The following is a 26,793-nucleotide window of genomic DNA, read 5'->3' as shown; positions in this document are numbered from 1 at the left end:
ACGCTTGAGATGATTACCCACAATAACAAAAGGATAGGCGATGAAACTGCAATATAACCCGCGGCAACGCTGGCTGATTGGCTCGGTGTTGCTGACGACTCTGTATTTGCCGTCGGCAGTGGCGGAAGTAAAACTGAATGGCTTTGCGTCGATCCGCGGCACCTCTGTCTCCTCTGACGGCGGTGCAACCCCCTACCCAGGTTACGAAGAAGGTGAACTATCATTTAAAACCGAATCGCTGTTTGCGATTCAGGCTTCTGCCGATTTGTCGGAAGGCTTGTCCGCCACTGTGCAGTTATTTGGTGAAGGCGCCACCGACTTTGAAGTGGATGCTCGCTGGGCCTATTTCAGCTATCAGTTAAATGATACCCATCGGCTGAGCGCTGGGCGGTTTGCCAACCCGATTTTTCACCAGTCAGAATATGAAAAAGTTGGCTACGCCCACAATTTTTCCAGATTACCAAAAGCGGTCTATATTGGATTGGATTTCAGCACCATCGAAGGTATTGCGGTCGACAGCCAGTTTAATATTGGCGATTACAACCTGCAGACCAAAGTGCTGTATGGCGGCTGGTCTGGCGAAGTGTTTAGTGTGGTGACCAACAGCGCCGTTGGTTTTGGACTGGATAATATTATGTCGGCCAACGCCACCCTCGCCGGTGACTGGTGGCAACTATTTGGTGGTATTTTTGCAGCAGAAATTGATGGTGCGGTGATCGACAGCACCACGGTCTTTCCACTCGCTGCGGGTGGTATTGCGCTCGCCACCGCCAACGGCGCAACTGCCGCACAGATCGCTGATTTTCGAAACAGCATTGGCTGGAATGAAAAAGACGCCTTTTACTGGTTCAGCGGTTTTGCGGTGGATTACAATAACTGGTTGGTCGATTTTGAATATGTCGATTATGCAGTGAAAGACTCCACCGATGCGCTGAATAAATCCTGGTATCTGGCTTTGGGTCACCGTTTTGACAACGTCGTGGTGACCATCCACACCGAAGACTATGCGCAAGAAGCCGACTATGGCTTTTTAAACAGCGTCGCTCATCCGGTGTTGCAAGCTACCGGACGTGGTATTCACAACGCTTTTGCTCAACGTGAGTTCGACGGCGTCGGTTTATCAGTGCGTTACGATTTCCATCCAAGCGCCGCCTTTAAAGCGGATTATTTTAAAGGTACCGATACCAGAGCGACAGTCGATGACTATCAACTGATCTCTTTTGGCGTCGATTTGGTTTTTTAAGGGGCATCTGATGAAAAACAGAATTTTAGTACTGTCGACCTTACTCACCACCCTTGGCAGCACCATGGTATTTGCCGAAGTCGCGGTGATTGTTCATCCATCAAACGCCAATGCACTGGATGCGGCAACGGTGGCAAAAATTTACCTCGGCCGGGAGAAATCCTTTGCGGATGGCCAGTCCGTGGTGCCGATGTCGTTGGTGGAAACGGCGCCAAGCAGTGCCAGTTTTAACGATGTGGTGCTGAAAAAATCGGCCAGCCAGTTAAAGGCCTATTGGTCGAAGCTGGTATTTACCGGCAAAGGCACACCACCCAAAGAGCTGACCACTGAAGAGGAAATGCTGAAGCTGGTCGCTGGCAATCCGAGCCTGATTGGCTTTGTCGACGCCAGTAAAGTTGATGCTTCGGTGAAAGTCGCCTTTAAGTTCTGATCCGGCAATTGTGTATGACATGCTCTGGCCCGACCGTCGATAATGACGGCCGGTTCAGAGCATGGAACTAGCTGCAAACGGTATTGCGGCCATTGGCTTTGGCCTGATACAACAAACTATCGGCGCGGGAAATTAATTTGTCGTAATGTGCCAGACCGGTATTCACCGCTAAACCAAAACTGGCGGTTACGGTGAGTCCTGCGGCAATGTCCTGATAATCAGTACTTTCGATGGCATGACGCAAACGTTCACAGACTTCATGCCCCTGCTGCAAACTGGTTTGTGGCAATAACAACGCAAACTCTTCGCCGCCCCAGCGCGACGTCATATCGATATCGCGGCTATGTAATTTCAGGATTTGCGCTATCCGTTTCAGCACTTCGTCACCCGCCATATGTGACCATTGATCGTTGATCCGTTTAAAATGATCGATGTCGATAATCACCAGGCACAGCTGATGATGCAGGCGTTGCGCGCGGTTAAACTCAGACGCCAGCTGCTCATCAAAAGCGCGGCGATTGGCAAGTCCGGTCAGACCATCTTCGCGTGCCTGCGCAGCAAAAGCCGCTGCTTGCAGCCGTAACTGTTCAGCCAAAATACTTTTTTCTTCCACGGCTAAAGTCAGAATTTCTGCTTGTTGCCGCAGCGCCGACGTTTTTTCCAGCACCTGTCGCCGCAGCGTTTGCTCGTTGCGGCGCAAGCGGTGAATTCGCCAGCGATACAAAGCCAACATCAACAGCACCATTCCGCTTGCTGCGATCACCATAAAACTGGTGCGCTGCCAGAAAAATGGCAAGATTTCCAGCTGCACTGCGGCGGGATCTGCAGACCAGTCACCATCCGGATAAGCCGCGCTGACCAAAAACTGATAACGGCCAGGCGTCAGGTTGGTGTATTCGGCGACATGCTGCGGGCCGCGTTCGACCCAGTCTTTGTCAAACCCAACTAACTTGGTGCGGTACTGGATACGGGTTGGCATCACATAACTTAAACCAGCGAACTGCATTTCCACCCGACGGGTACCGGCCGATAACTGCTGGGCGGCAACCGGATACTGCACACCATCGGCACTAAGCTTCTGCACCACCACCGGTGGCGTGCGGATCACAAATTCGCTGAGCCTGGTCGGCGTGACCATCGCGACGCCTTGGGAAGTGGCAAACCACAAACTGCCATCTTGGCGGGCAACTGCAGCTGGCATCGAACCACCATTACATTGGGCACTTTGCATACCGTCACTTTCACCAAATAACTCATAACCGACCAGTTTCGACTGAGTCCCGGCAGCCACCTGCAATACATCCTGCTGCTTCACCCGCAAAATACCGCGATTGGAACTCAACCAAAAATACTGATCCGCTTCTGCTGCAATGGCGAAAACTTTATCAAAAGGCAATCCTGCCGCTTTGCCAACCAGTTGGATCTGGTTTTTTACAGCATCAAACCGCACCAATCCGCGATCAGTTGCCAGCCATAAATCATCACTTGCCGGCGGCTGATAAAACCCAAACACATAGTCGGCCTGATCAAAATTGTTGAGTGGTAACTGCCGGAATTTATCGCCTTCCTGAATTGAGACACCACTGCCAGTGCCGACCCACAGTTTGCCATTGGGCTGTACGGCAAGCGCCGTGACAAATTCGCCGGATAGACCATCTTTGACATGAAACTCGCGCACAGTGCCATCAACCAGATGACTCAAACCACCAGACGTGCCGACCCAGACACTGCCATCCGCCATCGGCAAAATCGCCCGCACTTCATTGGACGTAAGGCCAAAAGCCCGGTCAAATACAGCAATCACTTTGCCGTTGCGCAACCGCATTAATCCTTGTGAATAACTGCCGACCCACACATCACCGTCTGGCCCTTCCGCCAGACTCAGCACGGACGTCAGCGGCCCACCTTGCGGATGAGTTACCGCCGAAATCTTGCCATCGAGCTGTCGATCCAAACCGCCGCTGGAGCCAATCCACATCGAACCATCGCGGTGTTCCAGCACGGTTCGTACATAGTTATCAGACAACCCTTTGCTGGTGGTGAGATTGCTAAAGGGCGCATCCCGTAGCCGCAACACGCCGCCGTTGGTACCAATCCAGATGCTTTTTTCGCGATCCTGCCATAACGCTAACACCCGGTTATTCGGTAAACCATCAGCAACGGTGAGTTGCTCCAGCCCGAGTGTGCCAAGGCGCATCACTCCCTGGTTAATAGTGCCAAGCCAGATTTGTTGTTGCTGATCCAGCATCATCACCGACACCGCCACCCCTTTCAGGCCAGGATCCAGCGGCGTAAATTGCTGCTGTTGCCGTTTAAAAGCGCCTTGCTCAGTGCCAACCAGCAAAGTACCGTCACCACTGAGCGTCAGCGCAAAAATTGAGGTCAATGGCATGCCCTGCTCCGGACCTGCCAAATGGAATACCGGATTAGTCAACGACGGGTCAAACCAATACAAGCCTTGTTGGGTCGCCAGCCAGATTTTGCCCTGAGTGTCATCCAGCAGGCGGTAAATCACTGTCGGCGTCAGCCCGTCAGCCGCTGTAAATTGTCGGGTTTGACCATCAGGCTGTTGTAGCAGCAGTCCGCCGCCTTCGGTGGCAATCCACAAGCGGCCATTGGCATCACGGGTTAAATCGTTGATTAATTTTTCAACGGCAGGTAACGATTGCCACTGACCGTCTTTGACCAATGCCATGCCACCACGGGAGCCGCCCATCAGTAAATCACCGTTGCGATCAAGGCTAAACACCCGCACCCCGGAATCCGGTAAACCAGTCAGTTCACTACGGCCAAATACGGTGAAACTGCGGCCATCATAACGGGCCGCCCCTTCCCAGGTGGCGAACCATAAATAACCGTCTTTGCTTTGAATAATGCTGTTGATGGTGTTGTGTGGCAGACCGTCACGGGTGGTCCAGCTTTCGCGGAAATAATCGGCTAATGGCGCAGGGCGCGCCAGCAGGTCAAAGCTGCACAGGGACAGCAGCAGTTGCAACAGCAAAATGAAAGTCAAACGCACCAGACGATACTTCCTGTGATCGTAATGCCAGTGCGTTTAACAATACCCGAATCTGCACCAGAATGGCAGTCTGAATAAAGTATTTTTCTAATAAAGGAACTCAGGCAGCTGGCTCGGCAAAACGGGCGGTTGATTCACGCACCACCAGCGTTGGCGCCACCTTGGCTGCCACATTATTGGCAGCTTTGCTGTTGTGTTCAATATCCATAATGATTTTACTGGCCGCCAGTTGCGCCATTTGCCGCACCGGACGACGAATGGTGGTCAACGCCGGGATCACTCTTGACGCCAATAAGTTATCATCAAAACCAGCGACCGATAATTGCCGCGGAATGGCAATGCCCAAATCATGGGCGGCTTTTAATACACCGGCCGCCATCTGGTCGTTATTGGCAAAAATTGCACTTGGCAACGGCTGCTGCGTCAATAACTGCCTGGCGCATTCAATACCGGTTTCATAAGTATTATTGCCTTCGATGATCCGCTCTGGTTTGAGCTCAATACCATAAGCTGACAGACCAAGTTTAAAACCTTCCATCCGTTCGGTCGACGATTTATAGCGTTGTGGGCCGCTGATAAAAGCGATATCGCTGTGGCCAAGCTGGGCAAAATAACGCGCCATTTCAGCAGCGGCGGCGCGGTCGTCTGACACCACACTATGCCGGGTTTCATCCAGCAAGACCGAGGTTAAACGGACATAAGGCCGGCCGGCTTCTTTCAGTGCCGACGCCAGATGATCCAGCTCCGACACCGGCGGCAGTACAATCACGCCATCCAGTTTTGAGCGGTTAATAAAGTTAAAACAATCCTGCACCAGCGTTTCGCTGCGATAACGACATGGATGTACCACCAGCTCATAGCCCAGCTGCGAGCAGACTTCCAGCACGCCACGCTGTACATCATCGAGGTACAACGCATCCGGGTTATCGTAAATTAAACCGAGCAGATAAGAGCGGCTCGACGCCAGTCCTCGCGCCTGGGTATTGGGTGAATAATTCAATTCGCTGATGATTTTCTCAACCCGCTCCCGGGTGCCATCGCCGACACTGAGCGAGCCATTGATCACCCTTGATACGGTGCGTTTGGAGACACCGGCGAGTCTTGCAACATCGTTAATCGTCGAAGTTTTATGCATGTGACCTTCTGAGATAATGCCCATTTACTTCTGCATTTGTAGGTAAGTTGCCTGCTTAACGCGTACCGACCAACAACTCTGGCCGGTACGTCGCAAGCGATACCGCAATCGCCGCTTGTTTCACCTGCTGCGCCACTTGTGCCGTCGCCAGCTCTGGGAATAACTGCAACGGACCGGTGACGCCGATAGCCGCCACCACCACACCACGTTGATCACGCACCGGCACCGCCAGACAGCGCACGCCATCGCGGTATTCCTGTTCGTCTAACGCGTAACCACGCGCCTGAATACGCTGCAATTCTACCTTGAGCGCTGCCGGATCGGTAATAGTTTGTGTTGTGTGCCGGATAAAGCCCGGCGTGACGGCAAGTTCGGTTAATTGCTCGAAATATAAATGGGTTAAAAACAACTTACCCGCTGCAGAACAATGCAATTGAGCACAAAACCCCGGCCGCGCTGCCATGCCAAAGTTATTCGGGCTGTCGACAACTTCGGCCACCAAAGCACTGCCTTGCTGCGGCAACACCAGCTGCGCACTTAAACCGCTCGATAACGCCAGCTGCTGCAAGTGCGGCAACGCCTGTTGATGCAACGGGTTGTGATTGATCAGATCCAGCCCCAACCGGTACAAACCCGTGCCCACCAGATACTTACGGCCTTGTTTACACAGCACTTGCTGCTGACACAAGGTTTGTAAAATCCGAAAGGCGGTGGTGCGCGGCAACGACAGCTGTTGCTCCAATTCCGACAAACTTAAGCCTAAAGGCGAGCGCGCCACCAGTTCCAGTAAGCGGCACGCATTGGCGAGATTTGGGATCACATAACTGCTCATTACCGCCTCCTGTTATAAACCAAATACCGACGGCAACCATTCGCTGATTGCCGGAATGTAAGTCACTAACATCAATACCACAAACATCGCGGCGTACATTGGCAACAAGGGTTTAAGCAGCTGTTCCAACCGCACTTTGGCAATGGCACAAGCGACAAACAGCACACTCCCCACCGGCGGCGACACCAGACCAATCGACAGGTTTAAAATCATCATGATGCCAAAATGCAGCGGCGACATACCCAGCTCAACCGCCACCGGCAGGAAAATCGGCGTGAAAATCAGCACCGCCGGTGTCATATCCATAAAGGCACCAACAATTAATAAGATAATGTTAATTAATAACAAAATCAGAATTGGGTTATCGCTGAGCGTCAATAAGCCCTGGCTGACGGTCTGTGGAATATTTTCATAAGACAAAATCCAGGACATCGCCGCTGAGGTGGCAATCAGTGCCAGCACGATGGCGGTGGTTTCGGTCGATTTTAATAAAATATTACCAAGCTCTGACACTTTGACTTCACGGTACACCACCACAGCCAAAATAAAGGAATACACCACCGCAATGGCTCCAGCCTCAGTCGCGGTAAATGCGCCGCTGATAATACCGCCAATCACCAAAAAAATCATAAACAGGCTGGGAATTGCCGCGGCCACTTTTTGCGCCACCAGCTTCAGCGGTAACCGGGCACCGGTTGGGTAACCTTTGACTTTGGCATAACCGGCACAGACGATCATCAAGGCGATACCCAGTAAAATTCCAGGGAAATATCCGGCGACGAACAAGGCGGCAATCGATACCCCACCACTGGCAATGGCGTAGACAATCATAATATTCGAAGGTGGGATCAACATGCCGGTGGTGGCTGCTGCGGCAGTGACCGCTGCGCTGTAGCTGGTGTCGTAGCCTTGTTTTTTCATTTCCGGCAGCATAAAACTACCAATGGCGGAGGTTGCCGCCACAGCAGAGCCGGAAATTGCACCAAATAACATACAAGACATCACGTTGACCAGTGCCAGACCACCCGGCAGCGCGCCAACCAGCGCCATTGCACATTCAATCAGCCGTTTGGCGATGCCGCCGCGCCCCATCAATAAACCCGATAGCACAAAAAACGGGATTGCCAGTAACGCAAAACTGTTCAGGCCACCCGCCATCCGCTGCGCCAAGGTCGTCAGCGCCGGTAATAAATCCATACTGAGCAACATGGTGGCCAGAGTGGCCAAGCCAATACAAAATGAAATAGGTACGTTGAGCATCAACAATGCAAAAAATACCACCAATAAGATCAATGCCGATAATTCCATCTTAACAATCCTCCGCCGGCGTCAGTTCTATCTTCTGCCACAAGCAGCAAAGCTGACACAGACCATAAAAAGCAATCAATAAACCACTTAACGGCAACGCCAGATAAATCCAGCTGATGCGAATACCCAGCGCCGCCGACATCTGATCCAGCTGATAGGTCAGCAGTACCAGTTGCCCGCCACCAACCACCATTGCCGCCAGCGCAAACATCACCACCATAGCGGTCAGTACCAGCGCGACCCGGTGTTGCCACAGCGGTGACATTTTTCGGGTCAAAATGTCCAACCCCAAATGCTGCCCGGTCCGGTAGGCAAAAGCGGCGCCCAGCATGCCAATCCACAACAATAAGGTGCGGGCTATTTCTTCGGTCATTGAACTGGGTTCACCCAGCACAAACCGCGACAATACTTGCCAGCACACCACCAACACGATGGAAGCCATCAGCACCATCAAGGTGCGGCGCAAGATTTGGTCGACCCAAAATACCGCCTTATTCATCGGAACCTCCGGTTAATGCTGATGTCGTTGGAGTGGTTGTCTTGGTTACAGGTGTGGCGACCGGTGTAGTTTCAGCCGGTATGTTGGCTGGAACAGCGACAGGCGCCACCTGCACTGCCATAATTTTGTTGACCAAATCCCCCACCGCTGTGCCTTGTTGTGCTTGCAACATCGGCTGTACTGCCTGAATAAAGGCGGTTTTATCCGGGTAAATCACTTCCACCCCATGGGCTTTGACTTTGCTCAGTGCATCATCACTGGCTTGTTGCCACAGCGTTTTTTGATAAACCACCGAATCGGCCATCGCCTGCTCCAGCCAGCCTTGTTGCTCGGGCGTCAGTTGGTTCCAGATATGCTGGCTCATCAGGATCATGTCCGGCACCATGCTGTGTTCGTCCAGCACGTAATATTTCGACAGTTCATAATGACGGGACAGGTAAAAACTCGGTGGATTATTTTCCGCACCGTCGACCACGCCTTGTTGCAGCGCGGTGTATAGCTCACCCCAGTCGACCGGCGTTGCCGCGCCGCCAAGTGCCTGCACCATTTCGACCGAAGTCTGGCTATTGGGCACCCGGAATTTTTGACCGGCTAAATCGGCCGGGCTATGTAAGGCTTTGGCTGTAGTGTAAAAACTGCGGGCACCAGCGTCGTAATAACCAAGGCCTTTTAACCGCACTGGCTCCAGTGCCGCCAGTAAATCCTGGCCAACTGCACCGTCCAGCACCGCCCACAAATGGGCGGAATCGCGAAACACATAAGGCAGGCTGAACACTTTCATCACTGGCACAAAACCTTCCAGCGGTGCCGCCGACACTTTAGTCAGTGCCAGACTGCCAATTTGCAAAAGCTCAATCAGCTCGCGCTCGGAACCCAGCTGACCACCGCTGTAGATCTGGATTTTCATGCTGCCGTCGGAGTAAAACGCCATCCGCTCTGCCATTTTCACCATGGCTTTATGAACCACGTGTTCCTGATCCAGCGTATGCGCCATGCGCAAAGTCACCACCTCCTGTGGTTTACTGCAGCTGCCAAGCAACCACAAGGTCGTTGCCAGCAGCCACAGCCAGCGTCTGGAACGCTGCTGTGGCTTCGAAAGCGCTCGCCTGTTGAGAATATTCATGTCGTTAAGCCCTGTTGATTATTTTTGTTGTGCTGTTTTACTTTTTTAACGCTTATTGCATTTTATGGTGTTGTTGCTTTAGATTTTGTGGTGCCAACCGCGCAAACAGCCGACGCCACAGCTTCAGTTTTTTAATTGTCAGTTTTTATCCGTCAGCCCTAGCGCAAACTGCTGGCCGGGAATTTGTCCATATCGTGATAATCGAGGTTTTCACCAGCCATGCCCCAGATAAAGGCATAGTTGCTGGTGCCACAGCCGCTGTGGATTGACCAGGGCGGCGACACCACGGCTTGTTCACTGCCAACCCAGATGTGCCGCGTTTGCTGCGGTTCGCCCATAAAATGACAAACCTGTTGATCCGCGCCTAAATCAAAGTAGAAATAGGCTTCCATCCGCCGGTCGTGTTGATGCGCTGGCATGGTGTTCCAGACGCTGCCCGGTTTTAGTACCGTTAAGCCCATTTGTAACTGACAGGTTTGCACTACATCACGGATCATCAGCTGATAAATATCACGATGATTACTGGTTTCCAGCGCGCCCATATGCAGCACGTTGCATTGCGCCATGGTGATATGTGCATTTGGGTAATTGCGATGCGCCGGCGTGGAATTTAAGTAAAACTTCGCCGGAGTGCTGGCATTGTCGCTGTGAAAAGTCACTTCACGTGCGCCCATGCCGACATACAAAGCTTCTTTATTATCAAGTGGGTAACTGACACCATCGACCAACACCACACCTTTACCACCAATGTTGATCACCCCCAGTTCACGCCGCTCTAAAAAAAACGCCGCTTTGAGTGCGTCCACAGTTTCTAATACCACCGGAGCTTTGACCGGCACCGCGCTGCCGACCAGCATCCGCTCGTAATGGGTGTAATTGAGCACCAGCAGGTCTGGTTGCATCAGGTTATCCAGCAGGAAATGCTGACGCAGTTCATCGGTGTCGTAATGGCGAACGTCATCCGGATGGGTGGCGTAGCGGTTGGTGAAAATGGGTGTACTCATGGTTATCTCCAGTCATCTCACTGCCGCTATCACGACAGCCAAAAATTGTCATTCGGCTTGCATTAGAGCCGTTTGCAGCTGCGTTTTCTTAACGCGCCAGCCAGCCGCCATCAACCGCCAATACATGGCCGTTGACATAATTGCTGGCGTTGCTTGCTAAAAACACCACAGCGCCGGTTAAATCTTCCGGCTCGCCCCAGCGTCCGGCCGGCAACCGCGCCAGAATTTGCGCGTTACGCTCCGGGTTTTGCTGCAGCGCAAAAGTGTTGTCAGTTTTAAAATAACCAGGTGCAATGGCGTTGATATTCAGACCATATTGCGCCCATTCGTTAGCCAACGCTTTGGTGAGGCCAGCAATCGCATGTTTACTGGCGGTATAAGCTGGCACCGTGATGCCGCCGCTGTAGCTCAGCATCGAAGCAATATTAATAATTTTGCCCTGTCCACGTTTGATCATGCCCTCTCCGACCAGCTGGCAAAGCAAAAAGGCCGCATCGAGGTTGACCGCCAGATTCTGCCGCCATTGCTGCATCGGGAATTCCACTGCGGGTGCGCGAAAAATAGTGCCGCCGCAGTTCACCAGAATATCGACCTGGCCTTGCCAACCAATGGCAGCAGCTGCCAGTGCCCGTACTGAAGCCTCATCAGCTAAATCTGCAGCCACTGCGATGGCGTCCCCGCCTTGGCCACGAATGGCCGCAACGGTATCAGCCGCGCCTTCGACGGTTGAACTTGAGCAAATCACCCGCGCGCCACTACTGGCCAGAGCAAGCGCAATCGCTTTACCCAAACCACGGCTGGCACCTGTCACCAGTGCCGTTTGGCCATCAAGCCTGAATAAAGCGGAAATATCGGTCATCGGTTAAAACTCCTTGCTGTAAATTTATCGCCAGTCGCCACACCTGATAGCAGTGAAGTTCCGCCGCCCCTTGCTGGCACTTAGCAGCCACTTTGCACCATATATGAAACAAAGTCAGACTTTACCCAGGGCTCTAAAAACAATTACAACGATTAAATTCAATGTGTTAGGCGTAATTTGTCGCTAAAAGCTGCCATGTTTACTGATTTATTTTTGTTCGGTATTTGACAGTATGAATTCGTTGGTGTTAGCTTTTTGCCATCGGTGGCACAAAATAGCAAGCATTTTTTGCCACCGGTAGACAAAAATCAACAGGGAGCCGCCAGCAGGTGTCTTCCAGCAAAAAAATGTCGCAGGCATGTACCTTGAGCGACACCAAATATTGACCCAAAATCATTGAAGATTCGGGTAGGCGCCGAGTAAGTGAGACCACAGGAGCATAGCTGTCTATGTGACTGTGGCGAACGAACGAAGGCAACAACCCCGTATCTTCAAGGATGACGGGTATAGACAGGATGAGGAAGGCATTATGGCTGTTCAACGCTCACAATTTCGCCCCAACAAACTGGTTTCAGCCATGCTGCTGGCCGGTTTTACTTTTGGTTTCACCCCACAACTGCTGGCACAACAAACCCCGGCACCTGATGCCAAAGCGGCTGAAAAAGATATCGAAGTGATCCAGGTCACCGGCAGCTTCCGCGACAGTTTAAGTAACGCGCTGAACCAAAAACGTCAGGCCGACAGTGCCGTCGATTCGATCCTGGCTGAAGACATCGCCGATTTCCCTGATTTAAACTTAGCTGAATCGCTGCAACGTATTCCTGGCGTGGCCATTAGCCGTGCCGCTGGCGAAGGCCGGCAGATTTCAGTCCGTGGTTTAGGCCCGGATTTCACCCGTGTCCGCATCAACGGCATGGAAGCAATTTCCACCAGTGGTGGTACCGACCAAATTGGTGGTGCCAACCGCGGCCGTGGTTTTGACTTCAACACTTTCTCATCTGATTTATTTAGCTCCTTAACGGTACGTAAAACCGCCAGCGCCGATATTGAGGAAGGCTCACTGGGCGCCACAGTTGACCTTCGCGCCGCCCGTCCTTTTGACTACGATGGTTTCACTTTTGCAGCTTCCGGTCAGCTTGGTTACAACGACCTCTCTGAAAAATCTGATCCTAAAACCTCGTTTTTAGTCAGTAATATTTTCGCCGACGGCAAATTGGGTGCGTTATTTTCCGCCTCTTATTCTGAGCGCAGCTTAACCGATCAAGGTTCAAGTACCGTGCGCTGGGGCAATGCCAACGACTTCGGTCGTTACAAAGGCAGCAGCACCGCGACCGAATTGAACGCCATCAACAATTCGTTCCGGCCACGGCTGCCACGTTACGATTCGTACACTCACGAAATGGAACGGCTAGGTTTAAGTGCTGCGCTGCAATTTAAACCAAACGACGACACCAAATTTGACTTAGATGTGCTGTACGCCAACACCGACGCCACCCGTAACGAAATCTTTATGCAGGGCATTTTAAACGCCGGTGGTAACCGTCCAACTACCGGCACTGCAGGGAGCGGCATTAGCGGTGGCATGAATGTGCTGGATTATTTCATCGATGATACCAATACCATGACCTACGGTAGTTTCGAAAATGCCACCATCCGCTCTGAAAATCGCTTTGACGAATTAGGCACCGACTTCTCGCAAATTACCTTACACGGCAGTCATCACCTGAGTGACAGCTTAAAACTGGAAGGGATGATCGGCACCACCACCTCAAAATTCGACAACCCGGTGCAAACCACCCTGGTGATGGAAAAAACCGGTACCACCTTTAGCTACGATTACCGTGATGGCGCACGTGACAATCCAATCTTAACCTTCGGCAACAGCGTGTTTGACCCAACCGGTTGGACCTCGAACAGCGTTCGGTTACGTCCGCTGGGTGCCGAAAACGGTTTTGATACCGCTGAACTGAATTTAGCCTGGACGCTGAACGATTTCATCACCTTAAAAAGTGGTCTGCACTACAAGAAATTTAGCTTCGAAACTTACGAAGCGCGTCGTCAGACTGAAAATGGTGCTGGCATCGTGTATACCCCGGATCTCATTGCTACTTACAATTCTGGCCTGGGTCCAAATCCAAACTGGCTGATCCCGAACTTCGACGCCATTGATGCTAAATATGGTCTGTACAGCAATAGCGGCGCCTTTTTGGTTAGCAAAGATTTCCGCCGTCCAGACAACTATTCAGCGGAAGAAACCACCCATGGTGCGTACCTGATGGCATCGTTTAACACCGAAATAAAAGATGCGCCGTTGTGGGGTAATGCCGGGGTGCGTCAGGTCAAAACTGACCAGAGTTCAACAGCTTTCGCCACTGTCGGTGGCGCTGCGCAGCAAATCACTGCCGAGCACGATTACAACGAAGTGTTACCTTCATTGAACTTAAACTACGAGCCATTTGAAGATGTGGTGTTGCGTTTTGGTTTTGCCGAAGTGATGGCGCGGGCTGGTTTAGGCTCCATTCGTCCGGACGTTTCAGTGTCCGTATCAGGCGGTAGCCGCTCTGTTTCTGGGGGTAACCCGCAGCTTGAGCCAACCAAAGCCAAAACTTACGATTTAGGTCTGGAATTTTATTTCAGCGACGAAGCGATGTTAGGCATTGCGTTGTTCCAGAAAGATATCGACAGCCACGTCCAATCATTGCGTGAAACCAAACCTTTCACTGCCACTGGCTTGCCTATTCAGGCGGCGATTGACGCTTGTACCGCAGGCCCGGGTTATGGCGGCAATTCTGGTTGTGATGAAAACGTCGACTGGCAAATCACCACACCACTGAATGGTCCAGGCGGCGACTTAAAAGGTTTTGAAGTCAGCTTCCAAATGCCGTTTACTGCATTACCGGAATTCTGGAATCGCTTTGGTTTTATCGGGAACTACACCGATGTCAAAGCCGAAATGGATTACATCAACGTCGCTGGCGTGGTACAGGCAACCCGCGATTTACAAGGTTTATCGCGCAGCACCACCGCCGCAACTTTGTACTACGAGCATGAGAAGTTAAACGCCCGGGTCAGCCTGGCCAAACGTGACCGTTACCTGACCACCGCTGTCGGCCGTGACGGCAACGATATGGAAGGCACCAATGCCACCACCAACGTCGATGCTTCTGTTTCTTACGCTTTATCTGAGCAGTGGAAACTGACGTTCGAAGCGCTGAACCTGACCGATGAAGTGGATGACCAATGGGTGGATGACGCGGGTAACCGCTTGACCTATTACCATGAAACCGGTCGGCAGTATTACCTAGGTGTGCAATATAAGTATTAATCCCCGTCATCCTTGACGATGCAGGGTTGTTGGCTTCATTCGCTCTCCCGGGGTTTCGCTCAATTGCCGCCTACCTGCATCGCCAATGATTTAGGGGATATATGATCTATGTAAGAAGTCAGCCTGCTTAGGCTGACTTTGTTTTTGAACGACAGAACAGGGTTTATTACTGTGAATTTTCTGCCTAACCGTATAATTTTATTGACCGGTCTGAGTGTTTTACTCAGCGCCTGCTCACAGCCAGCTCCAGATACGGATGCACCTGCGACTACCGCGACAACTCAAGAAAAGCAGGCTGTGGCAAGCCAAAGCGTCGCCACTTTGCGGATTGACAATCCATCGAATTTCGCCCGACCGCAGCAACCGGTACTGTTACCTTTCACCGATTTAGGCGTGACGTTAAAACCTGGTGAAAACCTGCGCGTCAGCGAATTGGCTGGCCAAGCGCTACCATCGCAATTGATTGACCGGGATGGTGATGGCGAAAAAGACAGCCTGTTGCTGACGCCGGATTTTAGCGCTGGCGGCAGCAAAGAACTGCTGATCCAACAGGGTGATCCGGCAACTTCAGTGCAACTGACCCAGGCGGAAGTTTCCGAAAAAACCGGTGGTCAGTGGCAAGACGGTCAATACATCGGCGGGACTTTCCAGAACGTAACAAGCCTGACCCCACCGCCACAATATACGGATCACAGCGAATTTATTCGTTACGAAGGTCCGGGCATTGAGTCGGATAAAGTCGGTTATCGTATATACCTCGATTGGCGCAACGGCTTTGATATTTTCGGCAACAAAACCGGCAAGCCAGTGCTGCATCAAGTCGGCCTTGATGGCTACAAGTCCTACCATGAACCACAAGCTTGGGGCATGGATGTACTCAAAGTGGGCAAATCTTTAGGCGCCGGTGGTTTTGGGTACTGGAATGGCGAAGCGGTTGAGCTGGTGTCCAAGCTATCCGGTCACACCGCCACCATCGTTGAAAACGGTCCGCTTTATAGTGCGCTCACCATCAACTACAAAAACTGGCAAATCGCTGGCAAGACTCTGAATATTCAGGCGCATTTGTCGATGACCGCTGGCAGCCGTTTGCTGCAAAACCGCCTTACTTTCGACCAACCACTGGATAACTTAGCCATCGGCATGGTGAAATTACCCGATACCCCCGATAGCAAAATAAAAGTGCTGACCGGCACGCTGGAAAGCAGCGGTCATACCTACACTTACCTCGCCACTTACGGCAAACAAAGTCTGGACGGTGCTAATTTGGGCATGGCACTGCTGTTTAAGCGTGGCAAACTGCAAAAACTAACATCCGATGCCAACAGCCATGTCGCGGTGATGGACGTGTCGGGGCAACATCTGGAGTACTATTTTGTTGGCGCCTGGCAGCATGAATTAAACGGTATTCAGACCCAGCAACAGTTTGTCGACTACTTACAACAGGAAGTGGAAAAACTGACGTTGGCGCCACGCCTGACCTTAAAAACAACACTCAGCAAAACCCAGACCGAACAACCGCTGACCAGCTCCAGCGCGCTGGCCTGGAGCACCCGGTTTGCCGATAGCGACTTAAACCGTCAGGCTGGTCAATATTATTGGGGCGGCTGGGACAGCGAACGTGACCGGCCGGTGGCGTTTGAATACACCACCGGCTTGCTGATGCAGGCTTATGATGACTTAAATCAGGTCGCGCCAAAGCCCGAATATCAGGCGGCAGTCAGTAAAATGGCCGACAGTTTTGTCGCAGCTGACGGCACCATTCACAGTTATGACGCCAGCAAGTTTAATATCGACAGCATTAACAGCGGCTCGGTGCTACTGCGGATGTATGAAAAAACCGGCGATGCTAAATATCAGCTTGCTGCAGAGAAACTTCGGGCGCAGTTAACAGATCATCCAAAAACCAGCAATGGCGCTTACTGGCACAAAAAAATCTACCCACATCAGCTGTGGCTGGATGGCGTGTACATGGGCATGCCCTACCTCGCTTACTACAGCCAGTTATTTGAAAATGGTGCCAGCTTAAAACAAGTGGTGCATGAATTTGAAGTCAGCCGTGAGATGCTGCGCGACCAGGCCACCGGCCTATATTTTCATGCCTGGGATGAGTCCAAAAGCATGAACTGGGCCGACCCTGCGACCGGTCGCTCAAAGTTTTTCTGGAGTCGCGGTATCGGCTGGCTTGGCATGGCGTTGGTTGATGTGCTGGATCGTATTCCACAAACCAGCACTGAGCTGCGGGCCCCACTCCTTGCGATGATCCCGGAACTGGCCGATGCACTGCTGCGTTATCAGGATCCGGCCTCAGGCGTCTGGTGGCAAATCACCGACAAGCCGGGTGAACGTGGTAATTATTTAGAATCGAGCGCCAGCAGCATGTTTGTGTATTTCCTGGCCAAAGCTCAGAACAAAGGCTATTTGCAAGGCCAACAGTACCGTGATGCCACCGTCAAAGCCTATCAGGGTTTGCTGAATGAATTTGTGCTGGTGCATCCGGATCAAAGTATCAGCCTGACCAAAATGGTGCAGGTAGCCGGGTTAGGCGCTGGCCGTGACGGCAGTTATCACTACTACATGAGCGAGCCGATTTACCGCAACGACAGCAAAGGCACCGCCGCCTTTATCATGGCTGGTGTGCAGGTGTCGCAGCTGCTGAAAAACTGATGACAGCTTTTAGCAATCGCTTGTTCTTGTTCAAAAAAATGATGCGCCAGCTTTGCTGGCGTGTTGCTTTGGCGCTGCTGGTGCTGGTTCAGGTACCGCCAGCCATCGCCAACACGATCCCGTCGCCACTAATCCTGCACATTGCCGCGCCGTCAGAACGCCACCACCCAACCGACACTTTTCGCACCATCAGCCAAGCATTGGACGCCCTGCCCAGGCTAGCGCCAGATCCAAACCAGTGGGTCGTACTGCAACTGGCAGCTGGCACTTATCGTGAAAAAATCTTTTTAGTGCGCGATAAAGTAGTGCTGGTCGGCATGGGGCGCGAGCAAACTATTTTGCAATATCCGGAACTGCGGCAACATTTTCTAAAACGTCAGGCTGCGGCCAATTCAAAAACAGCTGCTGACAATACAAAAACAGTCAACGGGCTCCCAACCGGTAAAGCACTGAGCCAGGACTGGGGCGCAGCAGTGGTCAATATCCAAAGTTCTGATATTGCCCTGCTCGATTTAACCGTCCACAACAGTTATGCCGATGAAAACCCGCAGGATCCTGAGCGGTATGAACATCAGTTTGCGGTGCGTGGTTTTGAACAGGCCACCCGCATCATCACCGATCACTGCGCCTTACTGACTTCAGGCGCCGACACTTTAAGTTTATGGAATAAAACCAACGGCATGTATTACCACAGCCATTGTCAGTTCCGTGGTCGGGTGGATATGGTCTGCCCGCGTGGCACCGCTTTTATCACCCATAGTGAATTTATTAATCAAAATGATTCTGCCACTTTATGGCATGACGGCGAGTTAAACTCCGCGCAAAAGCTGGTGGTGATGTACTCAAGTTTCAAAGGCGCCAAAGGCTTTCAGCTGGGGCGGCGCCATTATGATGGTCAATTTTATTTACTGCACAACAGCTTTAGCCCGGAGCTTGCTGACCAGCCGATTTTCCGTCGTACTTATCCGGAAGATCCCAAACGCGATCAGCCGAATTTATATGGCGACAGGAATTATTTCTATCAGAATCAAGGCCCTGCTTATGTATGGTTGCATGATAATTTAACCAAAACGCAAGCTGCGCAGATCAACGCCGATTGGACCTTTGGCGGGCAATGGCAACCAGGAGCGCAACTGGCGCAAATCCGCAGCTGGCTGCAGCAAGCGAAACAGCACACCGGTGACTCTAAAGAGCAACAAACTCACCCAGCACCAAATCAAAAATAACCGGAACCGCCGATGAAATTTATTTATGATGCTTTGCTATTGCTAGCCCTTAGTTTTTCTCTCACGAGTGTCCACGCCATGAGCCAACCCGTTCCCAAAGGCACCAGCACCGATCTGCCCTCGCCGCGGCTGCATTTAGTCGGCGATTCGACCATGGCCGACAAAGTCAATCTGGCTTATCCGGAGCGTGGTTGGGGCCAATTATTACCTGAATTTATGCTACCCGAATTGTCGATTATCAATCACGCCGCCAATGGCCGTAGCACGCTGCGTTTTTTAAACGAAGGCCGTTGGCAATTGCTGGTGACCGAGCTCAAACCTGGTGATTATGTGTTGATCCAGTTTGGCCACAACGACCAAAAACAGGACGACCCCAGCCGCTACGCCGCGGCAGATTCCACCTATCCGCAACTACTGAGTCGTTTTATCGCTGAAGTCCGTGCCAAAGATGCTATTCCAATGCTGGCAACGCCAATTTGCCGCCGCAGTTTTAACGCCAAAGGCCAGCTGGAAAATAACCTCGCCAGCTTTGCCGATGCGATGCGCAAAGTGGCGGTAAAGGAAAAAGTGGCGTTGTTTGATTTAAATGTGCAAAGCTGCGCCGACATCAGCCGCTTTGGGCTTGCCGCCAGTCAGGCTTTTTTTATTCAGGTACCGGCCGGTTTGTATCAGAAGTTTCCAGAAGGGAAAACTGACAACACCCATTTAAATACCCAAGGCGCCAGCTGGATAGCACAGTTGTTTGTACGGGAGCTGAAAAAGCAACAGCACCCATTGGCAAAATTGGTCTGGCGCGAGTTGTTATAAAACAATCTTAAACTCTATTTAATAATCGCTGTAACAACCATCGCGCCGCTGGCCCCGGCGTTTTACCACGCTGGCGCCATAGTTCCAGCTGCACCGGTAAAATTGACGAAGGTAAACCGGCAGTGTCTTTTAGATGCAGTGGCAGCAGCGCCTTCGGCTGCTCGGCTAATGCCGTTTGCGCCAGTGGCTCTGGTAACCAGGCCCAGCCGAGGCCTTGTTTCACCAACGCTAGCACCGCCATGTCCCCTTCCAGCCACCAAACATCAGCCGCCAACCGTCCGCGTTGTTTTTCTACCCCTTGCAAGCGATCGGTCACCAGCAATTGCCGGTGTTGTTGCAACTGGTTAGTTGTTACCCCATCCTCCACAAAAGCCGCCAATGGGTGTGTGACCGCCACCAACAATACAAAATTTATCGCTTGCAGTGGCCAGCGTTCAATATCGGTCGGCGGCGACAACGGCTGATAACTAATCGCCAAATCAGCCTCACCCTGACGCAATAGCAACGTCAAATCTTCCAGCAGTGGAAACAATAAGCGCAGCTCCAGCCGCGGAAAGGCCAGCGCAAATTCAGCAAGAATAGGCGCCAGCCACGGCAACTGTCCTTCATCGTCCACCGCCAGCGTCAAGGTGCTTTCTTCACCATCACTCAAGCCAGCCGCAAATTCACTCAGCGCCTGACACTGGGCGTTAATAATAAGTGCTTGCTGCAATACCCGCTCGCCAGCGGCGGTGAGCTGCGGGTATCTTTTGCTGCGATCAAACAGCTGGATACCTAAATCGATTTCCAGCTCAGCGATGGCTGAACTGACCGCCGACTGGGCTTTTTGCAGCCGCCGGGCCGCCGCCGAAAACGAACCGGTTTCGACCACCACCGCCAAAGTCTGTAATTGTTGCAGATTCATCTATCTGTTTTCCTGATAGGTTCCAACTTTATCTACCAGTTAAACACAGATAATATCTGCGGTAAATCAGGTCGTTTTACAATAGAGGATGATCAACATGACCCAATCCATACCGACACAACCAACTCAACTACAACGCAGCTTACCGGATCGCATCCGGATGGCGTTGGCGTTTGAAATCATCGGTTTGTTATTGCTGGTGCCGGTGTCGACATTTTTACTGGATAAACCGCTGCTGCAACTGGGTGGTCTGGCGGTGATCATGTCGCTGATGGCAACCTGGTGGAATTATCAGTTTAATCTGTGGTTTGACCGCTATTATCTGATCCCACGTGGCCGCTGGCAAAAAACGCTGGGCGAAAGGGTGTGGCATGCGTTGGCGTTTGAAGCGGGGTTATTGCTGCTATTTTTACCACTGACTGCATGGTTGCTGGCGATTAGCTTGTGGCAGGCCTTATTGCTGGATTTGGCGTTTATGCTGTTTTATCTGGTGTATGGTTATCTGTATCACTGGGGCTATGATCGGATATTTCCGTTATCAGCTGCGCAGCCAAAAGATCCGGTAGCGCAGAGATAACGGTGAACACCAGCAGCTATTGCGGGATCGCCGGCAGAATTTTCTGCACCACTAATTCCATCAACCGGCGCTCCTGATCCCGCACATTCGAAGGCACGTTATAACCCATCACCAGGATGGTCGTATCTTGCGCCGGTAACGTCAGTGCAAACTGGCCGCCATAACCCCAGGCCAGTTGCAGTGCACGACCGTTATCACTACCCAGCCACCATAAAAATCCATAACCGGTTAAATTCAGCCCACCGACACTGGCACGCAAATTCCGCTGTGATTCTGCGGCGGTCAGCAGATAGCTCGCCGAAACCAGTTGCTGTTGCTGCCAACGTCCCTGCTGTTGCCACAACACCGCCAACTTAGTTAAATCACGCGCCGTCAGTTGTAATCCGGCGGCGCCATTGGTAAAACCATCCCGCAACTTTGGCCAGTTCCAGTTGGCAATGCCCAGCGGCGTAAATAATTTCGTCCGCGCATAACTTTCGGTGCTCACGCCGGTGGCTTTGGTCAGGATCACTGATAACAAATGGCTAGCGCCAGAATTGTAATTAAATTGCAGACCCGGCGTCGTCAGTAGGCCACGCTCAAGCACGTAACGTGTTGGATCAGATGAACTTTCCCAGTCGGTATAACCACTAAGCTGACTTTCATCCCAGCTGATACCAGAACTCATCGTCAATAAATGCCGGATAGTGATGTCCGTTTTATTGTTGAGTAAACTGCCATAATCTGCGCGCAAAAAATCGTTGATTGGCTGGTCAAGACTTTGAATTTTGCGCTCGGCGATGGCTATTCCAATCAAGGTTGAAACCAGCGTTTTGGTGACGGAGCGTAAATGCAGCAAATCGCTGGCCTTTTTGTCGTTGTAATAGGCCTCGCCCACCAACAATCCACGTTTTGCCACCAGCACGGCATAAAGACCATTTTCGGTGCGACCGGCCTGATATGCCTGGTCTAACAACGTACTATTCAAACCTTCGGCCGTCGCTGTGCTCACTGGCCAGTCGGCAGCTGCGGTAGGTTGCCAGTTGATACCGCTTGGTTGCTCGCTCACCGGTGGTGGCGCAGCATTGCCGCCGCTCCCACCGCCGCCGCAGCCCAACAGCAAACTAAAACCCAGCGCCAACAGGCCATATTTTTTGTTCATGCGTACATCCTTGAAGTCTGACATTTGAAGATCACTGGCGTGATACTTCAGCGCAGGTCATTAAATTCAATCGTTTTTCCGGTCAAACACCGCGCAGGTGAAGTGCGGTGCAACGGCTTGTGGCCGGGCATCATACCGTTGCCGGAATGTAAATTCGAGACTTTTGCTGGTAATACATGAGCAAATTGCTGATATCGCTAAGGCGCAGTAGCGGACTGCTGAATTGTTCAACAATTCTGGCCGCTGTCGGCACTTTTCGCCACTTGCAGATCCGGTAATACCCGCTAGGCTCTGTTTTATGGACAAGGAGGTTGATCATGCGCGCTTTTTATTGCGATCTCACGACAGCACTGTTTGCAATCGTCTGTTTGACCCTGTTTAGTGGGTTGCCGCTGCACAGCAATGCCAGCGAACCACAAGCCCCAATCCAAATTCTGACGGTGATTGAACCCCCAGCGAGCTATCTCAATAGCCATGGTGAGCTAAGCGGTTATGCCACCGAATTGGTGCGAGCGCTGCAAACACAACTACAAGATCGCAGCGATATTCAAATTATGCCGGAATCCAGAGTGTTATTAACCGCGGCACGCCAACCTAATGTGCTGTTGTTTGGCTTTTCCAGAACTCAGGATCGGGAAGAAAAATATCATTGGATCATGCCGTTATTGCGAAAAAGATGGGTGCTGTATGTACACAAAGATAGCCCGTTGCAAATCAACAATCTGGATGAACTGCGTAATCTGGACAGTATCGGCGTGGTACGCGGTGATGTGCGGGAAGAATGGCTGACCGCACAAGGCTTTACCAATTTGCATAGTTCAGCCAGCCACGCGCAGAACCTGGCCAGACTGCGTAGTGGCCGGTTAACAGCTATCGCCTACGAGCCGCAGGGGATGCAGTATCTACTAAAAGAAACCGGCCATCCGCCGGATGAATTTAAACCCGTACTGCATTTTCACAGCTCGGAAGTCTGGTTATTGATGTCACGCAAAACTCAGAGCAGCGAAGTGCAACGCTGGCAAACGGCCGCTGAACAACTGAAATTAAGCGGTCAGCCGCTGGAAATTGCCAAACGCTGGCAACAGCGGCTATGGCAAACCGAGCAAATACTCAGCAGTGTACAGCAAGATTTGTTGCAATTTTAGAAAACAAAACCAGTGGAATTTAGTCAACCGATTGGAGAAATCTTCAATCCGTGCCCATACTTGCGTCACAACAACAATCAGGACAAGGAACTTAAGATGAACTTTCACAGTATCAGAGTGAAAAGCACCATTCCCATGTTGATGCTTGGCGTGACCCTACTTATTGTAGTTTCGATGTTTAGTTATTTATCAGCCATGCAACGCAGCGCTTTGGACGCGCAGGCCGACAATTTCCTCAAAGCCATTTCAGTGGTATTAAATGCTGACCGTGACCTCTATCAGGCCAAACTCGCTACCACCCACTTTTTGAACAAATTTGGTGATATTGAGCAACAACGCAAAGATGTTGCCGAAAATGCCGAACAAGTCAAAGGCCGTTTTGGCGAATATCTTGGTTATTTAAAAGCTTATCCTGATGTCACTGGCCAATTCAGCCGTTTTGACCGGGAGTTTTCACAGTGGCTGCAAAGCACCAACAGTTTGATTGGCGCTGCCGATAACCAAGCTGATTTACAAGCACTGATCGCCGATGAAGAACAGAAATTTTCATCATTACGCGCGGTATTAGATGAAGCCGGTGATGCGGCTTTGCAAAAGTCTATTTCTGAACAACAAGCATTAACTGCTTCTATCTCGCGTTTTCAATGGCTCACCTACGGTATCAGCCTGACTATTTTGCTGATCGCCGGCTGGTTCAGTTATCAAATCCCGCGCGCCTTAACCGGACAAATTAACTTTCTGACCCGGCGCATCAATGAAATTGCCTCAGGTGAAGGTGATTTAACCGCCAGGCTGACTGTGCAAAGCCGGGATGAATTTGCCGAACTTGCCCATGAATTTAATGGTTTTGTCGCCAATCTTTGCCAACTGATTGCTTCGGTATTGCAACAAGCCGGTCAGCTCAGCAAACTGACTGAACATTTGTCGCAATCGGCCAACAACAGTAAAAATATCACCAACTCACTGAATGTGGCGTCCGATTCAATTGTCAGCGCAGTGCACGAAATGACCATCGCCAACAAAGAAATGGCAGTCGTCGCCACCAATTCAGCCCATGAAGCCGATCTCGCCAGCCGCAACGCCGAGCAAGGCCTACAGGTGGTAGATAGCGTGAATCAAAGCATGACGGCGCTATCGAGCGATGTTGATATGGCGCTCAGCTGTTCTACGGAACTGGAAAATAGCTCTGAGAATATCGCTTCGGTGTTGGATGTGATCCGAAGTATTGCCGATCAAACCAACTTACTGGCGCTGAATGCTGCCATTGAAGCGGCCCGTGCTGGTGAGCAAGGTCGCGGATTTGCAGTGGTCGCCGACGAAGTGCGTACCCTGGCGTCGCGCACGCAACAAAGCACCAACCATATTCAGGAAATGATCCAGAGTTTGCAAAGTCGGGTGAATCAGGCGTCCGGCGCTATCAACAGCGGCAAAGCCAATGCCGATCGGACTCTGGAGTTTTTTGCCAAAGCCGATCAAGTGTTTCATCAATTGCAGGAATCATCGCGTCGGGTCAACGATATGGCCACCCAAACCGCGGCAGCCACTGAAGAACAAAGTTTGGTATCAGAAGAAATCACCAAAAATCTGTATGCCTTGCACGATCAGGCCAGTGCGGCAGGTGGTATTGCTGAAAGTAATGAGCAGTTATCGGCGCAAATTAAACAGCTGTCGAATACACTGTTTGGGCTAGTGGGCAGGTTTAAAGTCAGTTGATTTTCCGATTTTTCGGGAAAAAAATGATTGTTTGTTTTGAATAAGTAAATAACAGCTGCAAAAAAGCCGGCATTAGAGCCGGCTTCTTCTTTACAAAAATGACTGATTAATCAGGCTTTTTCGACACACCAACCATGGCTGGGCGCAATAACCGGCCATTCAGTTCGTAGCCTTTTTGCATCACAAAAATCACGGTATTGGCATCGAGTTCAGCATTTGGCTGAATCGACATCGCCTGATGGAATTCAGGGTTAAACGGCTGACCTTGCGGATCAATTTGCTGCACACCGAATTTCGCCACTGTATCCAACATCCCTTTGAGGGTCAGCTCGACACCTTCGGCCAAAGCTTTTACCGCTTCGTTGTCACGATCGATAAAGCTTAACGAACGTTCTAAATTGTCCAGCACTGGCAATAAGTCACCAGCGAATTTTTCCAGGGCAAATTTATGAGCTTTATCAACGTCTTGTGCTGAGCGACGTTTGCTGTTTTCAGCTTCGGCTTTCACCCGTAGTGCCAGATCCTGTTGATCTGCAGCCAGTTGCTTTGCTGCAACCAGTTCAGCTTCCAATTTTGCAATGATCGCCTGCTCGCCCGATAACTGCACCGGCTCGCCTGCCTGCTCTGTGGATTGTTGCGCTTTTGCTAGCTCTGCCGCTGCCAGCTCTGCTGCTGTTTGCTGTTCGTTTTGCACTTTTTCTTGCTCGCTCATCGATTGACTACTCCAAACCCGCTTCTTAAAACGTAAGTCTGGCTATTATGGGGATTGTTTTGGCTGATTCAAGTGCTTTGACAATTGTTGGCCACAAGCCTCAACCAAGGGGATTAATCGTGCATAGTTCATCCGCCGTGGCCCAAGCAGCGCCAGATAGCGATGGGGATCAGCCTGATAACGCACGGTGATTACACTGACATTGTGCAATTGTGCAATACCCGACTCGCGGCCAAGAATTAACTTGGTGCTGTCATCCAAGGTCAGTGGTTTTAATAAACTCATCAGACAGGCCGGTTGCTCCAGCAACTGGATCACTTGCTGCAGTGCGGGATCCTTTTGTGATTCAGCAGCTTGCAATAAATGATGTTGACCAAACACCAGCGGCTGATTTTGCTGCAACTCATCTAAACTCAGTTGCGCCATCACGTCTTGCAGCAGTCCGGCAATAGCGCCGGTTTCGGTTTTTAACATTAGCGCCAGCCTGGAAATACCATCCAGCCATTGTTGTCCGCATAACGCCGCATTGAGTAAACACAAAGCCCGGCTTAACGTCATCGCTTCGACACTTTGTTGCTGCGAAAGCACTCGATGTAAAATATCGCCTTCTTCGTCAATCACCACCAATAACAGGCGATCTGCGGCTAACCGCACCAAATCAACTTGCCGGATCACCCGGCCACCGCTTTTGGGTGGACTAAAAATACTGACCAAACCGGTGAGGTTGGCCAGCAACTGCCCCGCTTTTTGGCACAACAACGACACTGGCAACTGCGGCTGCAGATTCTGCTGCATTTCACTGAGCCAACGTGAAGGCAATGGCTCCAGCTGCAACATTTTATCGATAAATAACCGGATGCCCTGAGTCGTAGGAATGCGCCCGGCCGAGGTATGCGGCGAGCGGATCAGCCCTGATTGTTCTAATTGCATCATGGTGTTACGCACAGTAGCAGAACTGACCTGCAACGACGTATGCTCTGAAATTGCCTTCGAGGACACCGGCGAACCATCTGCCAGATACTGCTCAACAATTAATTTCAGGATCAATTCTGATCGACTCAGGCCAAGCGTCATACTGCCACCTTTGACTAAACACTTGCATATAGTGGGGCCTTGGCTGAAAAAAT

Annotated in this window: 21 protein-coding genes; 9 read left to right on the top strand and 12 right to left on the bottom strand. The window is 51.3% G+C overall.

What is annotated here, in order from left to right; all coding sequences use genetic code 11:
• The first annotated feature begins 40 nt into the window (after positions 1 to 40).
• Both EOE67_RS17600 and EOE67_RS17595 read left to right on the top strand, forming a co-directional pair.
• The gene (locus tag EOE67_RS17600; RefSeq protein WP_127700645.1) at positions 41 to 1,243 is read left to right on the top strand and encodes a hypothetical protein; all 1,203 of its coding nucleotides are present in this window, start codon (positions 41 to 43) and stop codon (positions 1,241 to 1,243) included.
• A 10-nt stretch (positions 1,244 to 1,253) separates the two neighbouring features.
• Positions 1,254 to 1,673, top strand: coding sequence for a type 2 periplasmic-binding domain-containing protein (locus EOE67_RS17595; RefSeq protein WP_127700644.1), 420 nt, complete (start codon positions 1,254 to 1,256; stop codon positions 1,671 to 1,673).
• Between the two features lie 67 nt (positions 1,674 to 1,740).
• On the opposite strand, the gene EOE67_RS17590 is transcribed toward EOE67_RS17595, so the two are convergent.
• The 8 genes from EOE67_RS17590 to EOE67_RS17555 all read right to left on the bottom strand — a co-directional run bounded on the left by EOE67_RS17590 (position 1,741) and on the right by EOE67_RS17555 (position 11,452).
• Complete coding sequence (locus tag EOE67_RS17590) at positions 1,741 to 4,692, bottom strand: ligand-binding sensor domain-containing diguanylate cyclase (protein ID WP_127700643.1); 2,952 nt, start codon at positions 4,690 to 4,692, stop codon at positions 1,741 to 1,743.
• 100 nt (positions 4,693 to 4,792) lie between these two features.
• A complete protein-coding gene (locus tag EOE67_RS17585) occupies positions 4,793 to 5,851 on the bottom strand; it encodes a LacI family DNA-binding transcriptional regulator (protein WP_240652866.1) in 1,059 nt (352 codons plus the stop codon).
• Between the two features lie 31 nt (positions 5,852 to 5,882).
• The gene (locus EOE67_RS17580; RefSeq protein WP_127700642.1) at positions 5,883 to 6,659 is read right to left on the bottom strand and encodes an IclR family transcriptional regulator; all 777 of its coding nucleotides are present in this window, start codon (positions 6,657 to 6,659) and stop codon (positions 5,883 to 5,885) included.
• A 12-nt stretch (positions 6,660 to 6,671) separates the two neighbouring features.
• Positions 6,672 to 7,967 carry a TRAP transporter large permease gene (locus tag EOE67_RS17575; protein WP_127700641.1) on the bottom strand — a complete coding sequence of 432 codons (1,296 nt, stop codon included), beginning with the start codon at positions 7,965 to 7,967 and terminating at the stop codon, positions 6,672 to 6,674.
• A 1-nt stretch (position 7,968) separates the two neighbouring features.
• The gene (locus tag EOE67_RS17570; RefSeq protein WP_127700640.1) at positions 7,969 to 8,466 is read right to left on the bottom strand and encodes a TRAP transporter small permease; all 498 of its coding nucleotides are present in this window, start codon (positions 8,464 to 8,466) and stop codon (positions 7,969 to 7,971) included.
• A complete protein-coding gene (locus EOE67_RS17565) occupies positions 8,459 to 9,589 on the bottom strand; it encodes a TRAP transporter substrate-binding protein (protein WP_127700639.1) in 1,131 nt (376 codons plus the stop codon). Before EOE67_RS17565 ends, EOE67_RS17570 begins: the two co-directional genes overlap by 8 nt.
• A gap of 158 nt (positions 9,590 to 9,747) precedes the next feature.
• Positions 9,748 to 10,593 (bottom strand): 5-dehydro-4-deoxy-D-glucuronate isomerase, encoded by an 846-nt coding sequence (gene kduI / locus EOE67_RS17560; protein WP_127700638.1) that lies wholly within the window; start codon positions 10,591 to 10,593, stop codon positions 9,748 to 9,750.
• An 88-nt stretch (positions 10,594 to 10,681) separates the two neighbouring features.
• Positions 10,682 to 11,452 carry an SDR family oxidoreductase gene (locus EOE67_RS17555; protein ID WP_240652865.1) on the bottom strand — a complete coding sequence of 257 codons (771 nt, stop codon included), beginning with the start codon at positions 11,450 to 11,452 and terminating at the stop codon, positions 10,682 to 10,684.
• A 529-nt stretch (positions 11,453 to 11,981) separates the two neighbouring features.
• Between EOE67_RS17555 and EOE67_RS17550 the strand changes: the two genes are divergently transcribed.
• The 4 genes from EOE67_RS17550 to EOE67_RS17535 all read left to right on the top strand — a co-directional run bounded on the left by EOE67_RS17550 (position 11,982) and on the right by EOE67_RS17535 (position 19,474).
• Entirely contained in the window at positions 11,982 to 14,777 is a 2,796-nt protein-coding gene (locus EOE67_RS17550) for a TonB-dependent receptor (protein WP_127700637.1), read from the top strand.
• A 297-nt stretch (positions 14,778 to 15,074) separates the two neighbouring features.
• On the top strand, positions 15,075 to 17,441 hold the full coding sequence (locus EOE67_RS17545) for a glycoside hydrolase family 88 protein (RefSeq protein ID WP_240652864.1): 2,367 nt from the start codon (positions 15,075 to 15,077) through the stop codon (positions 17,439 to 17,441).
• On the top strand, positions 17,441 to 18,667 hold the full coding sequence (locus EOE67_RS17540) for a pectinesterase (RefSeq protein ID WP_127700635.1): 1,227 nt from the start codon (positions 17,441 to 17,443) through the stop codon (positions 18,665 to 18,667). Before EOE67_RS17545 ends, EOE67_RS17540 begins: the two co-directional genes overlap by 1 nt.
• 12 nt (positions 18,668 to 18,679) lie before the next feature.
• Positions 18,680 to 19,474, top strand: coding sequence for a rhamnogalacturonan acetylesterase (locus EOE67_RS17535; RefSeq protein ID WP_127700634.1), 795 nt, complete (start codon positions 18,680 to 18,682; stop codon positions 19,472 to 19,474).
• 7 nt (positions 19,475 to 19,481) lie between these two features.
• Here EOE67_RS17535 and EOE67_RS17530 read toward each other — a convergent pair whose 3' ends face one another.
• Positions 19,482 to 20,378 carry a LysR family transcriptional regulator gene (locus EOE67_RS17530; RefSeq protein ID WP_127700633.1) on the bottom strand — a complete coding sequence of 299 codons (897 nt, stop codon included), beginning with the start codon at positions 20,376 to 20,378 and terminating at the stop codon, positions 19,482 to 19,484.
• A gap of 97 nt (positions 20,379 to 20,475) precedes the next feature.
• Here EOE67_RS17530 and EOE67_RS17525 point away from each other — a divergent pair, with 97 nt between their 5' ends.
• Positions 20,476 to 20,955: a PACE efflux transporter gene (locus EOE67_RS17525; RefSeq protein WP_164852424.1), complete on the top strand. Its 480-nt coding sequence runs from the start codon at positions 20,476 to 20,478 to the stop codon at positions 20,953 to 20,955.
• 16 nt (positions 20,956 to 20,971) lie between these two features.
• Here EOE67_RS17525 and EOE67_RS17520 read toward each other — a convergent pair whose 3' ends face one another.
• Positions 20,972 to 22,096 (bottom strand): serine hydrolase domain-containing protein, encoded by a 1,125-nt coding sequence (locus EOE67_RS17520; protein ID WP_164852423.1) that lies wholly within the window; start codon positions 22,094 to 22,096, stop codon positions 20,972 to 20,974.
• Between the two features lie 317 nt (positions 22,097 to 22,413).
• Between EOE67_RS17520 and EOE67_RS17515 the strand changes: the two genes are divergently transcribed.
• Entirely contained in the window at positions 22,414 to 23,241 is an 828-nt protein-coding gene (locus tag EOE67_RS17515) for a substrate-binding periplasmic protein (protein ID WP_127700630.1), read from the top strand.
• A 96-nt stretch (positions 23,242 to 23,337) separates the two neighbouring features.
• Positions 23,338 to 24,954, top strand: coding sequence for a methyl-accepting chemotaxis protein (locus EOE67_RS17510; protein ID WP_127700629.1), 1,617 nt, complete (start codon positions 23,338 to 23,340; stop codon positions 24,952 to 24,954).
• 106 nt (positions 24,955 to 25,060) lie between these two features.
• Here the strand turns inward: EOE67_RS17510 and grpE are convergent, their stop codons facing one another.
• Positions 25,061 to 25,666, bottom strand: coding sequence for a nucleotide exchange factor GrpE (gene grpE / locus EOE67_RS17505; RefSeq protein WP_127700628.1), 606 nt, complete (start codon positions 25,664 to 25,666; stop codon positions 25,061 to 25,063).
• 45 nt (positions 25,667 to 25,711) lie between these two features.
• Positions 25,712 to 26,740: a heat-inducible transcriptional repressor HrcA gene (gene hrcA, locus EOE67_RS17500; protein ID WP_127700627.1), complete on the bottom strand. Its 1,029-nt coding sequence runs from the start codon at positions 26,738 to 26,740 to the stop codon at positions 25,712 to 25,714.
• Positions 26,741 to 26,793: the final 53 nt, after the last annotated feature.

Origin of the sequence: Rheinheimera riviphila, from assembly GCF_004005945.1 — a bacterium.
GTDB classification, from domain to species: domain Bacteria; phylum Pseudomonadota; class Gammaproteobacteria; order Enterobacterales; family Alteromonadaceae; genus Pararheinheimera; species Pararheinheimera riviphila.
This window is presented reverse-complemented; position numbering and strand designations above follow the sequence as displayed.